Source organism: Amycolatopsis roodepoortensis (genome assembly GCF_014873915.1).
Taxonomy (GTDB): domain Bacteria; phylum Actinomycetota; class Actinomycetes; order Mycobacteriales; family Pseudonocardiaceae; genus Amycolatopsis; species Amycolatopsis roodepoortensis.
This window is the reverse complement of record NZ_JADBEJ010000005.1, coordinates 1,248,289-1,263,048: the sequence shown is the minus strand read 5'-3', so window position 1 is coordinate 1,263,048 and position 14,760 is coordinate 1,248,289. Positions and strand designations below refer to the sequence as shown.

Genomic DNA, 14,760 nt, shown 5'->3' with positions numbered 1-14,760 from the left:
TGGCTAGGACGGTTCTAACCGTCCTAGCCACTCACGAGGCTCTGGTCGCTCACAGCCGCCACGGGACCTTGTCTTCGGGCGCGTATCGGCACGAGGAACCGGTGGTGACCGCCGCGCGCAGGTGCGCGGCCAGCGCCGGATGCTGCTCGTCCAGTTTGCGCAGGGTGTCCCGGATCCGGGCGGTCACCGTCTTGCGGGCGCGTTCCGCCTCGTCACCGAGCCGCCGGGTGCGGCCGCCGAGCCCGGCCGCGGACCGCAGCTCGGCGAGCAGCGCGTCCCGTTCACGGTCCAGCGCGGCGGCGCGCGCGTCCTGGCCCGTCCCGGTCGCGGTGTCGATCAGTTCGTCCAGTTCGTCGAGCCGCGCGCGGTACCGGGCCTTCGCCTCGTCGTCGAGGACGGCGTCTCCGCCGAGGCTCTTCGCGGCGACGACCACCTCGCCACCTTCGGGATCGAGCAGCCGCACGGCCGGCACCTCCGAACCCGGCCTGCCGAGCAGGAAATGCAGGTCCCGCAAACCTTTCGAGTCCGGAAGGTGGGCGGTGGCACCGTCGAAGTGCAGGGTCCACACGGCATCGTCGCGACGGAACTCCGCCCTCGGCGCCGCCTGGGCTCGTGTCTCCTCGCGCGCCTTCGTCATCCTGGCCACGACCGGCCGCATGCCCAGCGCGGTGGCTTCTTCGGTCACTTCGGCCAGGAGGGCGGCCGCGGCCGCCGCATCGCCTTCGAGGTTCCGGCCGAGCAGCGCCTTCACCAGCCAGGACTTGGCCTCGGTCGCCCAGACCGTCGCCCGGAGCCGATCCGCGGAGAGCGCGGCACCGCGCAGCCGGTCCACCGCGTCGTTCCAGCGTTCCTGCGCCAGGTCGAGCCTGCCGAGCCAGAGGTCGACCGGGCCGGAGATCTCGCAGCCGTACAGGGAGACCAGCCACTCCCCGCTGTAGGGCGCGAGCGGCGCGCGGGCCGCTTCGCAGCGTTCGGGATCGCGGGAGACCGCCGCCGTCTGCGCCTGACAGCGCAACCACAGCGCTTCCAGATCGCGAGGGTACGGCTTCACATCGGCCGCGAGATCGGTGAGCCGGACGGCTTCCCCGACGTCCTCACGCTGGGCCGCGGTGATCGCCTCCAGCATCCGGCCGTAGACGTATCCGCTGCGCGAGATCTCGCGATGCAGCCCGGCGAGATCGTCGAACCGCCCCTCCAGGCACCACCGGATCCACCGCTGCAGCTGGTGCAGGTCGGCGAAATGGGGATGCTCGTCGCCGCCGTGGCACGCGACCACCTGATGGATATACGCCTCGGCTTCGGCGAACCGGCCCTGGAGGGTGGCGATGATGCTCTGATCGATCCGGGACGCCAGCTGCGAACTCGGCGCCCTGCCGGTGGCCGCCAGCGCGAGAAACTCCTGGTACTGCTCGAAATACCGGGGTTCGCCCTGTTCGAGCTGCGCCACCCACTTGAAGGACGCCGCGTAGTGCTCCAATTCCGGATTCGCCGTGCGGCGGCCGACGGCGACCAGTTCGTCGGTGAGCCGTTCCCGCTCCGCGGCGCTGCCCGGCCCCCAGATCGCGTCGTGCCGGGCCCACAAACCGAACAGCAGCGCGGAATCGTCCTGGTCGGCACGGGCGGTCATCATGACGCGGGCGGAGAGCTCCTGCGTCATCTCCGCGACGGTGAGCTCCTGCCCGGGCTCGCGGCCGCAAAGCCGCGCGTGCGCTTCGGTGAGCACCTTGACCGTCTCGTCGACCCGGGCGCTCGTGTGATCGGCGCGGACGAGGGTCAGCGCCAGGCGGGCGAGGAGATCGTCGTCGTCGAGCTCATGGATGAGCGTGGAGACCTCGTCGAGGACCTGTCTGCCCTCGTCCGATTCGTGATGGCGGGTCAGATGCGCGCCCAGTTCGAGGGCGATGACCGCCTGCCGCCGCCGGTCCTCGGCGATCTCCAGCGCCCGCCGGTAGTGCGTGGTCGTCTCCTCGATCGCCATCCGGCCGGTGGCGTCGATCGCGGCGGCCAGCAACAGGTCGATGGCCTCGTCCGGATCGAGTTCCCGTCCGGCGAGCAGCGCGTGGCGGGCCAGGTCCGCGGGGAAGAGGCTGTCCCGGGACGTCGGCGTCTCGCGGACGGCCGCGACGACGGCGGCGTGCTGCTTCCGGCGGTCCGACTCGGAGATGCTCGCGTACAGCGTTTCGCGGACGAGGTCGTGGGCGAAGGCGAAGCGTCCTTGTCCTTGCACCACCACGAGTCGTGCCGCGACGGCCTGGTCGAGCAGCCGGTCGACCTGGGGAACGGGTGCCGCCGCCACGCCCGCGAGCAGGCGGCGGTGGAACTCCCTGCCGAGTACCGACGCGGTGGTCAGCAGATCGAGGACCGGCTGGGGGAGCAACGAAAGCCGGCGCTGCAGGGCGTCGGCCACGCCGGGGGCGATGGTCTCGGCGGAACCCCCGCTGTGCCAGAGCCGCGCCGTCTGCTCGACGAAGAACGGGTTGCCGCCGGTGCGGCGGTGGACCTCGGCGACCAGCGCGTCGTCGGGTGCCGCGCCGGCCGTCCTGGCCATGAGCGCGCCGACCTCGTCCGGTTCGAGGCCAGTGAGAGTGACCGAGGTGGCCTTCGTGAGCAGCGGCATCATGAGCGAGCGAAGCGGGTGATCGGTCGCCTCGACCTCGACGTCGCGATACGTGCCGATCAGCAGCAGCCGCTCGAACCAGGTGTGCTGCGCGGCGAATTCGAGCAACCGCAGCGACGCGGCGTCGGCCCAGTGCAGATCGTCGAGCACCACCACGATCGGCCGGTCCTGGGAGGCGGCGACCAGCACGCTCGTCACCGCGTCGTACAGCCGGAACCCGTCGGCCGCGCCGTCGCCGCGCGCCTCACCGAGCAGGACGTCCAATTCGCTGTCGGCCATCGCGGCCCAGCGGCCCTGCCCGACGGCGCGCCGCAACCCGCGCACCACCTGCGTCCACGGCCAATAGCCCGGTGCGCTCGCCGAATCCCAGCAGGATCCGTTGAGCACCAGGGCGCCGAGGCGTTTCGCCTCGTCGGCGGCGCCGGTGACGAGCGTGGTCTTGCCGATCCCGGCCTCGCCGGTGACCAGCACCAGCCCGCCGTGGCTTTCGGCGGCACGGGCGATCTCCGCGCGGAGAACCCCCGCGGGATGGTCGCGTCCGATGAGCGCGGCTGACATGTCCGAATCCTCCCAGTAAGGTCCGACAATCTCACGACGCGCGCCCGATGTCAGGCGTTACCCCTGGTCCGCCGTGACCGACGGTGACCGACGTCTCCCGGCCACCGGGAACCCCTGGCGTGGGAAAACCGACTTTCTGGACGTGACTAATCGAGTGGGACGGCGGGTGAACAGCCGTCGAAATTCCTGCCCTGTCGGGCGAAGGCGGCCTGTTGTGCCAGGTCAGGTGGTCGGCGGCTGGAGTAGGGTGCGCAGTATGGGGAGCATTCGCTCGCGCGTGCTGGCTTGGATCGGCCGGCGCTACCTCGCGCGTCAGCAGAAGAACGGTTTCGACCTGTCCAAGATGTCGATCATCCCGGACAACGCGCTGTTGCCGCTCAAGCGCGACGGCCTCGACCCGGTGGCCGAGCTGGGCCGGATCCGCGCGACGGAGCCGATCAGCAAACTCGACCTGCCGTTCGGGATGAACGGCTGGCTCGTCACCGGCTACGACGAGGCCAAGGCCGTGCTCGGCAAGGTGAGCGAGTTCAGCAACGACTTCACGAACCTGGTCGGGAACGCGGGCGTCACCGAGGACCAGAACCCCGGCGGGCTCGGGTTCGCCGATCCGCCGGTGCACACCCGGCTGCGGCGACTGCTCACGCCGGAGTTCACCATGCGGCGGCTGTCGCGGCTGGCGCCGCGGATCGACGAGATCGTCGCCGACCAGCTCGACGCGATGGCGAAGGCCGACGGTCCCGTCGACCTTTGGGAGGCCTTCGCGCTGCCGATCCCGTCGCTGACGATCTGCGAACTGCTGGGCGTCCCGTACGAGGACCGTGACGATTTCCAGCGGCTGAGCACCGCCCGGTTCGACCTCTTCGGCGGCGCGGGCGCGTCGCTCGGAGCGATGACCGAATCACTGTCCTATCTGGACGAGATCGTCAAGAAGCAGCGCGAGAACCCGGGCGACGGCCTGCTCGGCATGCTCATCAAGGAGCATGGCGACGAGATCGACGACCGTGAACTCGCCGGCCTCGCAGACGGCGTGCTCACCGGCGGGCTGGAGACCACGGCGAGCATGATCGCGCTCGGCGCGCTCGTGCTGCTCAAGGACCGCTCGCTGTTCGAGACCGTCCGCGGCGACGACGAGGCGGTCCACAAGTTCGTCGAGGAACTGCTGCGCTACCTGACCGTCGTGCAGATGGCGTTCCCCCGGTTCGCCAAGGAGGACATGGAGGTCGCGGGCGTCCGGATCGCGAAGGGCGACATCGTGCTCGTCTCGCTCAGCGTCGCGAACCGGGACGGCGACCTCGGCGAGGACATGGAGAAGTTCGACGCGACCCGCGAGCCGACCTCGCACCTCGCCTTCGGCTGGGGAATCCACCGGTGCATCGGTGCCGAACTGGCCAGGATGGAACTGCGCACCGCGTATCCCGCGCTGGTACGCAGGTTTCCCGAGATGCGGCTGGCGATCGAACCGGACGCGGTCGGCTTCCGGAAGGTCTCGATCGTCTACGGCGTCGACGCGTTGCCGGTGCTGCTGGACTGATCCTCAGGCGACTCCTCTCGGGCGGAACTGGATGCTGATCCTCGGCCCGACCGGTCTGGCGGTCTTGGGGACGGCGTGTTCCCAGGTCCGCTGGCAGCTGCCGCCCATGACGATCAGGTCGCCGTGGCCGAGGGCGTGCCGGACGGTCTCGCCCCCGCCACGCGGCCGCAGGGCCAGCTGGCGGGCTGCGCCGACCGAGATGATCGCCACCATGGTGTCCTCGGTGCGGGACCGGCCGGTGTCGTCGCCGTGCCAGGCGACGCTGTCGCGCCCGTCCCGGTAGAAGCACAAGCCGGACGTCACGAACGGCTCGCCGAGCTCGTCCGCGTAGTGCGCGGAGAGCGTCTCCCTCGCCTCGGTGAGGATCGGGTGGGGGAGCGGCATGCCTTCGCGGTAGTAACTGAGCAGCCGGGGGACGGCGACGACGCGGTCGTACATCTGCCGTCTTTCGGCGTGCCATGGCACGTCTTCGGCGAGCCGGGTGAACAGCTCGTCGGCGCCGGAGAGCCAGCCCGGCAGCACGTCGATCCAGGCGCCACGGGTCAGCTCGGTGCGCCGGAGCCCGTCGAGTGAGCCCAGCCCGAGCGCGGCGCACTCGTCGAAGAGCGAGGCTTGAAGCGCGGGGGTCATGGCAACCGAATCTACCCCCGTTCCGCTGATTTGTCGAACGGGTGTTCGAGTGGCACGATGGTTCGCATGATCGACACAGCGAAGTCCGCCGATGGGACGCCGATCGTGTTCGAACGCCGTGGCGCGGGGCCGGTCGTGGTCGTCGTCGCGGGTGCGGGCAACGACCGGCACGGTGACGAACCGCTGGTCGCGGAGCTGACGGCCGAGTTCTCCGTGGTGACCTACGACCGGCGGGGCCGTGGCGACAGCGGGGACACCGCGCCGTACGCGGTCGAGCGCGAGATCGAGGATCTGGCCGCGGTCGTCGCCGCGCTCGGCGAGCCGGCGATCGTGCACGGCATCTCCTCCGGGGGCGCGCTCGCCCTCCTGGCCGCCGCGGCGGGAGTGCCGATGACCCGGCTGTCGGTCTTCGAACCGCCCTATCGCGGCGAAACGGAGGACGTTCCCGAGGGGTACGCCGAGCGGATGCGCGAGCTGGTCGCGGCGGATCGGTGGGACGACGCCGTCGCCCTGTTCATGATGTCGGCGGTCGGCGCCCCGGAAGAGGCCGTGGCGGAGGCCAAGGAGACGCCGGTGTGGGCCGAACTGCGGTCGTTCGCGCCGACGCTCGTTTACGACGCCTTCGTGATGCGGGACTCCAAGGTGCCCGGCGAGCTGGCGTCGATCGCGACACCCGTCCTCGTGGTGAACAGCAACGGCAGCACGGACTGGCTGAAGGCCGCCGCGCTCGTCACCGCGAAGATGGTCCCGGGGGCGCTCCAGGCCGGGCTGGACGGCGAGTTCCACAGTGTCCCGCCGGAGCGGCTCGTGCCGGAACTCAGCGAGTTTTACCGGGACCCTCGGTGAGGCGCAGGTAAGCCGCGCCCCGTGGGGAGATCCGGTAGCCGACTTCGAGGCTGAGTGTCAGGCCGAGGTTCTTGAGCTTGCGGATATCGGCCTTCAACGGTTCCTTCTCGCGGTTGAGGAGGTCGGCGAGCTCCTGTGCGCGGCGTCCGGGATTATCTCGGATGAGGCGCAGGGTCTCGTGTGTCCACGGCCGTCGTCTGTCCATCTTGGACAGCCGGCGCCGGATCTCCTCGACGTCCTTTTCGGACAGATCGGTGTCCGCGCCGAGCGCGCGCCGGGGATCGGGACCGAGATGGCGCAGGCGGACGCGGTACACCGGGGCGTCCGCGGGGCCGCGCAGCGTGCCTCGCACCGCGTTCGCCGACTCCGCGCCGGACCGGCGGGCGTCGGCGTCGGTGATGGCGGCTGGGTCGACGATGTCGACCGAGACGACCTCGATCACCCCGGCCTCCAGGCGCATCACGTCACCCGGGTGGACGTTCTGTTTCGACCAGCGCCGGAAGGCCAGGTCGATCGTCCCGGCCGCCAGTCCTTCGAGGACCGTCAAGGAGAGGATCACCGTCGTTACCCAATCAGCGGGACGCCGGGGCGTCAACGTCTTGTCCGATGACGGTTCGTACTCGTACAGTCGCAGCCTGGTCCTGGTCTGGACCATCACCGCCGCCCTGAGTGTGCAGGAGGCAGGATGCGGAGACGACTTCGGACCGCCGGGGTGGTCGCGGCGGCCGTGCTCGGCCTGATCGCGTCGGCGATGCCGGCGAACGCCCAGGTCGGCACCGGGCCGTGGACGGCGGAGAACCCGTCGTTCAACGTCCAGGAACGTGGCTGCGGCAACGTCGACGGGCTGAACTTCGAGCTGACCTGCTCCACCGGAAGCGGCGATCAGCGGGCGGAACGGCGCTACGTGACCTACACCGGTGGGACCCGGCAGTTCGAGGGATCGTTCCGGATCACCAGCATGGCGGGCAGCCGGATCAGCCTGAAGCAGACCTTCCGCGACGCGCCGACCGCCGGGCCGTACTTCATGCTCGCGGTCGAACGCGGCGGGCGGCTCTACGCCGTCCACGGCGGGGACACGCTGGGGAGCGGGGCGACCGTCGGGACGTCCGTGCGGGTCAACACCGTGCATCAGGTCGGGAGCACGCACAAGGTGTACATCAACGGTTCGCTGAAGCAGACCGTGAGCAGCAGCGGCGGGAGCTACTACGACAAGTTCGGCGCCTACCGGACGGCCAGCGGCGCCGGGCCGGTCAAGGTGACGTGGAGCGGGATCAAGTTCTGGCGGAAGTGAGCCCTCCTAGAGCGAAGTCCGTGAAGGCCTCCTTCCCTACCTTCGGGAGGTCTTCACGGCTGGGGCCCACTGCGCCACGCGTCGAGGTCCGTCCACGCTTGGAGCGTCTGCCTGCTCTCGAACCGGCGTCGTTCCCCGGTGACCGGATCGGTGAACTCGAGGACCTTCGCCAGCAGTTGCAAGGGTTCGGTGAAGTCGTCGAGCGGGGTTTCGGTCAGCTCCGGGTAGAAGTCGTCGCCGAGGATCGGCAACCCGAGACCGCTCATGTGCAACCTGAGCTGGTGGGTGCGGCCGGTCGCGGGGATCAGCCGGTAGCGGCCGAGGCCGTCGCGGTGCTCGATGAGCTCGACACGCGTTTCGGCGTTGGGTGGCCCGTCGACCTCCTGCGCGGCGATGACGCCGCGTTCCTTGACGATGCGGCTGCTGATCTCGCGTGGCAGCACGACGTCCGGGTCGTACCGGGCGATCGCCTCGTATTCCTTGTGCACCAAGCGATCCCGGAACATCGTCTGGTACTTCCCGCGGACCTCGGGGGTGATCACGAACAGGATGAGCCCCGCGGTGACCCGGTCGAGCCGGTGGGCGGGACTGAGCCGGGGAAGGTCGAGCTCGCTGCGGAGGCGGACCAGCGCGGTCTGCAGGATGTGCCGTCCGCGCGGGATCGTCGCGAGGAAATGCGGTTTGTCGGCGATCAGGAAATGCTCGTCGCGGTGCACCACGGTGACCTCGAACGGCACCTCGACCTCGTCGGGCAGGTCGCGATGGAACCAGATGAACGAGTCGGGCACGAACGGGGAATCGACGCCCAGCGGCCCGTCGAGCCCGACGATGCGCTCCTCCCGGAGCATCTCCTCGATCCGCTCGGGCGCGACGCGGGGGAGCCGCTCGACGAGGTGCTCGCGCAACGTCGTCCACGGCCCCTCGGCGGGCATCTTGAGCCTCGCGGGATCGAGCCCGTGACGGGGCGGGAGCGGCGGGCGGAGCTTGCGTCTCATCACCGGGCACTCTAGCCGCGCGGGCTCGTCCGTCCTGGTCGCGGGCGCCTTCCGGCGGGGCGTCGACGGGCGGCGGCAACGTATGGCGGAGGAGAAGGGTGCCCCAGCGGATCAGGAGCCGGCCTGGTCCCGGTACCGCGCGAGATACCGTTCGGTCACCTCGGCTTCCGCGACCGCGACGGCCTCCGCGCGCGTCCGGCGCCCGATACCCGGCGGGAAGCCGTTCTTGGCGAGCCGGTGCTCGATGCTCTCCTCCATGTACGCCATCGAGTAGAAGTACGCGACGAGCGCGGCCATCAGCACGATCGCCAGCCGCAGGGTGAGCGGGCCGGGCAGGAGCAGCCACACGGCGCAAAGTGGGGCGATCATCACCGTGCTGCGGGCGACGTGCCGCCAGCGCCAGCTTCCCGTGGTCGCGTCGTGGAGGATCCAGGCGTGGTAGCGCTCGGGCAGCCTGCCGCCGAGTGAGTACCACAGCCAGCGGAACACGTCCGGGCGCTTGCGGGGCATCGGGCGACTCCTTCCGTCGATACCGCCACAGTACACTAACGATTAGTGCGCTAAACATTAGCGTCACGGCTAGGATCGGTGGCATGAACTCGAAGGGGCCGGAGATGAAGTCGATCGATCTGGGCGAGGACCCGCTCGCGCTGGAGCGTCAGGTGTGTTTCGCGCTGTCGGTCGCGTCGCGCAGCGTCATCGCCATCTACCGGCCGCTGCTGGAACCCCACGGGCTCACCCATCCGCAGTACCTCGTCATGCTGGCGCTGTGGGAACGCGGCCCACAGGCGGTCAAGGACCTGAGCGTCGCCCTGCGCGCCGAGCCCGCGACGCTGTCACCACTGCTCAAGCGCCTGGAGACGATCGGTTACGTCACGCGCAGGCGCAGTTCCGAGGACGAGCGGCTGCTGACGGTCGAGTTGACGGAATCCGGTCGCGCGCTGCGCACGGAGGCGGAAAAGATCCCGTACCGCGTCGTGGAGAAGCTCGGCATGGAGGTCTCCGAGCTGGAGGCGCTCCACAAGGCACTGACCCGCGTCATCGAAGCCACGGCTTGAGCGAACCGAAACCGTGGTGTGACGAAATGAGGGTGTGAAGCCGCCCCGGGGTGGGTAATTCCCGTCACGCCAACTCAAAGTGACAGGAAGATGAGGGACCGTGACCACCTCGACCCCCGCGCCCACGGAAGCAGGCCTGGAACTCAAGACCAGGCTGAACGCCTACCTGGAGGACGTGGCCGCGGCACTGGGGATACGGATGGAGGCGTCCACGGTCGACCTCACCGGTCCGGTCACCGCCAGGATGAGGCTCAACTGGCGTCTTCCCGGTTTCCCCGAGCGCGACGTCGACCTGATGTGGCACGAGGAGCACGGCTGGTCGGCCGCCGTGGCGACGCATTCGGGCGACGATCACCACGTCGTCGTCGCCTACCTCGGCGGCCGGACGGTGGCGTCGCAGCCGCGGCTGGTCGCGAGGTTCGCCGAAACCCTCCGCAGCGGCGACCACCAGGACTGCTGGCCCGGCGCGCCGACGTTGCGCACCGCCGGCGGGCCGTCCGCGCTCGCCAAGGAGCTTTCCGCATGGGCCTGATCACCCGGGCGGCGTGAGGACGACGTCGAGCGCGATCGTGATCTCCCTGCCGATCAGGAATCTCGGCGCGCGGAGACCGATCGCCCTCCGGTCGAATACGGCGCCGGCGACCACCCGCCAGGAGCCGTCGCCGTTGTCCACCGGCCCGGTCCCGGTCACTGTCAGCGGGCATGACTCGCCGCGCGCTCCGAGAGCGCCATGGACCGACCATTCGTCCGGGCCACCCTCGACCCGGTCGGCGGTGAAGGTCAGGACCGGCTGCGCGTCGATCGCCAGCAGACCGGGTTTGCGCAGGTCGGCGTCGCGTTTGGTGTTGCCGGTGTCGATGCCGTCGAGGTCCAGCGCGGCCTCGACGGCGGTGACGCCGTCCGCGGAGACCCGCACCGAACCCAGGCTGACCGGGATCGAGCCGTGGACCACGCGGAAGCCGAAGTTCCGGACGGTGAACGTGGCCGAGGTCCGTTCGGTGAGGACGGTCCAGGTGCCGACGCGCGCGGACGTCCCGGCGGTCATCGCGGCTCACCCACCAGGCCGAGCGAGGGCAGGGACGTGTGGAGCACGCGGTGGACGTCGATCCGGTCCGGGCCCGGCAGCAGCGCGGGATCCTCGCCCGGCAGCAGTTCCGTGCTCATGATCGTCTTCTGGACGGCTTCCATCGCTTCGATCGACTCCGTGAAGCCGAGGACCAGCATGGACCGGTCTTCGGCGGTCAGGACGTAGAAGCCGCCGACCCCGTCGAGTCCCCGGACCGCGGGCCAGATCCGTTCGCGCCCGCCGAATTGCGCGGCGTCGGCCTGGGCCTGGGTGAGCGGCCGGTCGAACCAGGTCGCCTGCGCGATCCTGGGTTCGGCCGTGCCGCCTTCGACGTCGGAGACCTCGAAGGCCCGGGCGTCGAAGGTGCCGGGAGTGCGACGGTCGGCCGCGGCTAGCGCGGACCCGCGGTCGCGCCACAACGCGACGACGAGGCCGGTCAGGCCGCCGACCTGGGCGAGGGTGCAGGTCCCCGGCGATCCGGTGCCGGGGTGGAGTTCGGCGGCGAGGGCGTGACCCCAGCCCGCGGACTCGTCGGCGTGCGAACGCCGGAACTGGTGGACGGTGGCGTACATGGGCTTTCCTTTCCGTCGGACACGCCGAGCCTGCGCTTTCGGTCGCCGCCGGACATCAGTGCCAGTACGCAGTGCGGTACGGAATCGGGCCCGCGGGGCGATACTCCTTTCGTGAACCGGGAACCGTTCGTGGGCCGGGCGGCCGAAATGGCGAGTCTGCGCGGCAGGCTCGCCGACGCCGCCGCGGGTTCCGGCGGGCTCGTGCTCGTCTCGGGGCCGCCCGGGATCGGCAAGACCAGGCTGGTCGAGGAGGCGGTGTCCACCGCGGCCGAGGTCGTGTGGGGCCGGTGCGCCGACGATCCGGGAGCGCCGCCGCTGTGGCCGTGGCGTCGCGTCGTCGAGGCGCTGCCGTCGGTCGATTCGGCTGTGACGGCCGCGTTCGCCGAGGCCGAAGGCGTGGCCGACGTCCAGGCCGCGCGGTTCCGGCTGGTCGCCGCCGCGTCGGACGCGCTGGTGGCCGCCGCCGAACCGGCGGGCCTGGTCGTCGTCCTGGAGGACCTGCACTGGGCCGATGAGGCGTCCTTGCGTCTGCTGCGGCATCTGGCAGGGGAGCTGCGGCGCTCGAAGCTGGCCGTGATCGCGACGCATCGGGACACCGGGCACACGCCCGCGCTGGACGCCGCCCTGCCGGATCTCCTGCGCCGTCCGGGCGCGCGGAGCATCTCGCTGCCGCCGTTGGCCGAGCCCGAGGCCCGGAGGCTCCTCAGCGGGCTGGCGGAGGAGGAAATACGCGAGGCTTATCGCCGTTCCGGCGGGAATCCGCTCTATCTCGGCGCGATCGCGCGTTCGGCGGGCGGAGCCGAACTCGGCCATCTCGTGCGTGCCACGGTGGCGGCGCTCGGGCCGGAGGTGCGGCGGCTGGTCGCCATCGCGGCGGTGCTCGGTGAGGACGTCGAAGCGGCCCTTCTCGCGGAGGTGTCCGGTCTGCCGCTCGCGGAGGTGGCGGACGGGCTCGAACAAGCCACGAAGGCCGGGGTGCTGCGCGAGGGGCGGTTCGTGCACGCCGTCGTCCGCGACGGGGTCTACGCGGATTTGGGGCAAACCGAACGGGAGGCGTTGCACGGCCGTGCCGCCGCCGCGCTCGAAGAACACGCCCGGCGCGATCCCGCGCTTGCCGGGACGGTCGCCGGGCACTGGCTGCGCTCGGCGTCCGCGCCCGATAAAACTGCCGAGTGGGCGGCGATCGCGGCCGCGGAGGCGAACCGGGCACTGGCCTTCGACGAAGCGGCGCGTTTCCTCGCGATCGCGCTGGACGCCCGCGCGAAGGCCGGACTGTCCGAAGTGGACCGTGCCGGGCTGCTGCTCGACCTGGCCGTCGCCGAATACCGGACCGGACGGTTCGCGCGAAGTCTCGACCACGCCCGGCAAGCCGCCGACGCCGGGCTGCTCGCCCGCGCGGCGCTGGTGGTCCGCGATGTCGCGGCGCCGGATCTCCTGCCCGGAATCCGCGATCTGGCCGCCCGCGCGCTCGCCGCGGACGACGTCGACCGGACGACGCGGGCTCGTCTGCTGGCGCACAGCGCGTCGGTGGAAGCCGACTACGGCCGGTTCGCCGAAGCGGGGAAGCTCGCCGACGAGGCTTTCGCGCTCGCTGAGGAATCAGGTGATCCCGAAGCGCTGGTCGACGCCGTCCGCGCTCGGATGAAGATCGCGCCGGAAAAGCTGCCGTTGTCCGAAAGGCTCCGGCTCGGCGCGCTGGCGGCCGAACTGGGGGCACGCACCGGGCAGCCGCTGGTTTCCTTGTGGGGACACAAATGGCGGATCGACGCGGCCTTGGAGGACGGGCGGATGGCGCTCGTCGACGACGAACTCGTCGCGGTGACGGCCTTGGCCCGGCTGACGAGGCTGCCGTTGATCCGCTGGCACGACCTGCGGCTGCGCAGTTCGGTGCTGGCGTTGCGCGGAGATCTGGCCGAGGCGCGCGAACTCGATCTCGCGGCGGAGGAGCTGGCGGACACCGAACTCGCCGACGACTTCTCCGCGAAAGGGATGTCCTACGCCTTCCGCACCCAGCTCGTGCTGCTCACGGGTGATCCCGGCGATCTCCCACGGGATTACGCGACCCTGCTGGAGCGGGCCCCGCATCTGCCGGTCACCCTGGTCTCGCGGCCGCTGCTGAGCCTGCTCATGGGCGACCTCGACGAGGCCCGGGTCCGGTACGAGCAGCTGGTCCCGCTGGTGCGGAGCCCGGAGTTCGCCTTGCACACCACCGGTGCGCTGCCCAATCTCGTGCCGCTGGTCGAAGCCTTCCACGACACCGACATGGCGGAATACCTGTTGCGGCGCCTCGAAGAAGTGCGGCCGATCGGGTCCGGCGGCGCCGGCGTCTTCTGCACCGGCTCGACCCTGGAACAGCCCGCCCGCCTCAACGCCGTCCTTGGCCGCCACGACGAGGCCGTGCGGCTGTACGAACGGACGATCGCCGTCAACGAAGGCATCGGTGCCCGGCCAGGTGTCGCCCAGGCCAGGTTGCTGCTCGCCGAAACGCTGGTCGCCCGGGGCGATCTCGTTCGCGCGCAAGGGATCGCGCGCGACGCGCTCGACGAGTTCCGGCGCCTGGCCATACCGGGTCCGCTCGCGCGCGCCGCGGCGCTGCTCGACCGGATCCGCGCCGGACGCCGTGCCGCCGACCCGCTCACCGGACGGGAACGCGAGATCGTCACCCTGCTCGCCGACGCGCTGAGCAACCGCCGGATCGCCGAGAAGCTGGTGCTTTCCGAACGTACGGTGGAAAGCCACGTCCGGAGCATCCTGGCGAAACTGGGCCTGGCGAACCGGACCGAGGTCGTCGCGTGGGCGAGCAGGGAAGGCCTCAGGGACTGACGGTCAGCTTGCCGATGATGCGCGCGACGACGGCGTCGAGGTTGGCTTCGAGGAAGAAGTGACCGCCTTCGAACACCTCCATCTCGAACGAGCCGGTGGTGTGCTCGCGCCAGTTTTCGACGTCCGGCAGGTGCAGGACCGGGTCCGCGTTCCCGGCGAGCGCCACGATGGGGCAGCTCACGTCGGGGCCGGGCCGGTACCGATAGGTCTCGACGGCCTTGTAGTCGCCGCGCAGCGCGGGCAACGCGAGCGCGCGGATGTCCGGGTCGGCGAAGATCGTGGGGTCCGTGCCGCCGAGACGGCTGACCTGGTCGAGGAAGGTGTCGTCGTCGGCGAGGTGGTGCGACTTCTCCTTCTGGATGTCGGGACCACGGCGGGCCGAGACGAACAGCGCCGCCGGGACGATTCCGCGTGCTTCGAGCCGCCGGGCGACCTCGAAGCCGACGATCGCGCCCATGCTGTGCCCGAAGAGGGCGAACGGTTGCGGGAGCGCGGCGGCGACGTCCACCAGATGCTCGGCCAGGACGTGGACGTCGTCGACGACCGGTTCGCCCATCCGGTCCTGCCGTCCCGGGTACTGGGCGGTGTGCACCTCGATCGTGGGCGAGAGGGCCGCCGAAAACGCGCGGTACGCGCTCGCCGATCCGCCCGCGTGCGGGAAGGCGAGGAGCCGCATCCCGGCCGACGGTGCCCGGTGGAAGCAGCGCGTCCAGCTGCTCGGAGCCTGTCCTGCCATCGAAAAATCCCCCAATCCGTGCGGGAACGCCCCCGCA

The 14,760-nt window shown here is 70.7% G+C and carries 14 protein-coding genes; 6 read left to right on the top strand and 8 right to left on the bottom strand.

Going from position 1 to position 14,760, the window contains the following annotated elements; genetic code table 11:
• Positions 1–49: 49 nt before the first annotated feature.
• The gene (locus H4W30_RS25260; RefSeq protein ID WP_192745131.1) at positions 50–3,175 is read right to left on the bottom strand and encodes an ATP-binding protein; all 3,126 of its coding nucleotides are present in this window, start codon (positions 3,173–3,175) and stop codon (positions 50–52) included.
• A 256-nt stretch (positions 3,176–3,431) separates the two neighbouring features.
• Here H4W30_RS25260 and H4W30_RS25255 point away from each other — a divergent pair, with 256 nt between their 5' ends.
• Entirely contained in the window at positions 3,432–4,706 is a 1,275-nt protein-coding gene (locus H4W30_RS25255) for a cytochrome P450 (protein ID WP_192745130.1), read from the top strand.
• A gap of 3 nt (positions 4,707–4,709) precedes the next feature.
• On the opposite strand, the gene H4W30_RS25250 is transcribed toward H4W30_RS25255, so the two are convergent.
• Entirely contained in the window at positions 4,710–5,336 is a 627-nt protein-coding gene (locus H4W30_RS25250; protein WP_192745129.1) for an alpha-ketoglutarate-dependent dioxygenase AlkB, read from the bottom strand.
• 66 nt (positions 5,337–5,402) lie between these two features.
• Between H4W30_RS25250 and H4W30_RS25245 the strand changes: the two genes are divergently transcribed.
• Entirely contained in the window at positions 5,403–6,182 is a 780-nt protein-coding gene (locus H4W30_RS25245; RefSeq protein WP_225949865.1) for an alpha/beta fold hydrolase, read from the top strand.
• On the opposite strand, the gene H4W30_RS25240 is transcribed toward H4W30_RS25245, so the two are convergent.
• Positions 6,154–6,837 (bottom strand): ASCH domain-containing protein, encoded by a 684-nt coding sequence (locus tag H4W30_RS25240; protein WP_225949864.1) that lies wholly within the window; start codon positions 6,835–6,837, stop codon positions 6,154–6,156. The two genes, H4W30_RS25245 and H4W30_RS25240, sit on opposite strands and share 29 nt — an antisense overlap.
• Positions 6,838–6,867: 30 nt before the next feature.
• Here H4W30_RS25240 and H4W30_RS25235 point away from each other — a divergent pair, with 30 nt between their 5' ends.
• The gene (locus tag H4W30_RS25235; protein ID WP_192745127.1) at positions 6,868–7,473 is read left to right on the top strand and encodes a LamG domain-containing protein; all 606 of its coding nucleotides are present in this window, start codon (positions 6,868–6,870) and stop codon (positions 7,471–7,473) included.
• Between the two features lie 53 nt (positions 7,474–7,526).
• Here H4W30_RS25235 and H4W30_RS25230 read toward each other — a convergent pair whose 3' ends face one another.
• Together H4W30_RS25230 and H4W30_RS25225 are read right to left on the bottom strand one after the other, a co-directional pair.
• The gene (locus tag H4W30_RS25230) at positions 7,527–8,468 is read right to left on the bottom strand and encodes a pseudouridine synthase (protein ID WP_192745126.1); all 942 of its coding nucleotides are present in this window, start codon (positions 8,466–8,468) and stop codon (positions 7,527–7,529) included.
• A gap of 111 nt (positions 8,469–8,579) precedes the next feature.
• The gene (locus tag H4W30_RS25225; protein ID WP_192745125.1) at positions 8,580–8,978 is read right to left on the bottom strand and encodes a DUF5313 domain-containing protein; all 399 of its coding nucleotides are present in this window, start codon (positions 8,976–8,978) and stop codon (positions 8,580–8,582) included.
• 104 nt (positions 8,979–9,082) lie between these two features.
• On the opposite strand from H4W30_RS25225, the gene H4W30_RS25220 reads away from it, so the two are divergent.
• Both H4W30_RS25220 and H4W30_RS25215 read left to right on the top strand, forming a co-directional pair.
• Positions 9,083–9,526, top strand: coding sequence for a MarR family winged helix-turn-helix transcriptional regulator (locus tag H4W30_RS25220; RefSeq protein ID WP_192746810.1), 444 nt, complete (start codon positions 9,083–9,085; stop codon positions 9,524–9,526).
• Between the two features lie 100 nt (positions 9,527–9,626).
• Positions 9,627–10,058 carry a DUF6292 family protein gene (locus H4W30_RS25215; RefSeq protein WP_192745124.1) on the top strand — a complete coding sequence of 144 codons (432 nt, stop codon included), beginning with the start codon at positions 9,627–9,629 and terminating at the stop codon, positions 10,056–10,058.
• Here H4W30_RS25215 and H4W30_RS25210 read toward each other — a convergent pair whose 3' ends face one another.
• Positions 10,059–10,571, bottom strand: coding sequence for a YceI family protein (locus tag H4W30_RS25210; RefSeq protein ID WP_192745123.1), 513 nt, complete (start codon positions 10,569–10,571; stop codon positions 10,059–10,061).
• The gene (locus H4W30_RS43830) at positions 10,568–11,164 is read right to left on the bottom strand and encodes a hypothetical protein (protein ID WP_225949863.1); all 597 of its coding nucleotides are present in this window, start codon (positions 11,162–11,164) and stop codon (positions 10,568–10,570) included. The genes H4W30_RS25210 and H4W30_RS43830 overlap by 4 nt, the downstream gene beginning before the upstream one ends.
• Positions 11,165–11,275: 111 nt before the next feature.
• On the opposite strand from H4W30_RS43830, the gene H4W30_RS25200 reads away from it, so the two are divergent.
• On the top strand, positions 11,276–13,987 hold the full coding sequence (locus H4W30_RS25200) for an ATP-binding protein (RefSeq protein ID WP_192745122.1): 2,712 nt from the start codon (positions 11,276–11,278) through the stop codon (positions 13,985–13,987).
• Here H4W30_RS25200 and H4W30_RS25195 read toward each other — a convergent pair.
• A complete protein-coding gene (locus H4W30_RS25195; protein WP_192745121.1) occupies positions 13,977–14,723 on the bottom strand; it encodes a thioesterase II family protein in 747 nt (248 codons plus the stop codon). The two genes, H4W30_RS25200 and H4W30_RS25195, sit on opposite strands and share 11 nt — an antisense overlap.
• Between the last annotated feature and the right edge of the window lie 37 nt (positions 14,724–14,760).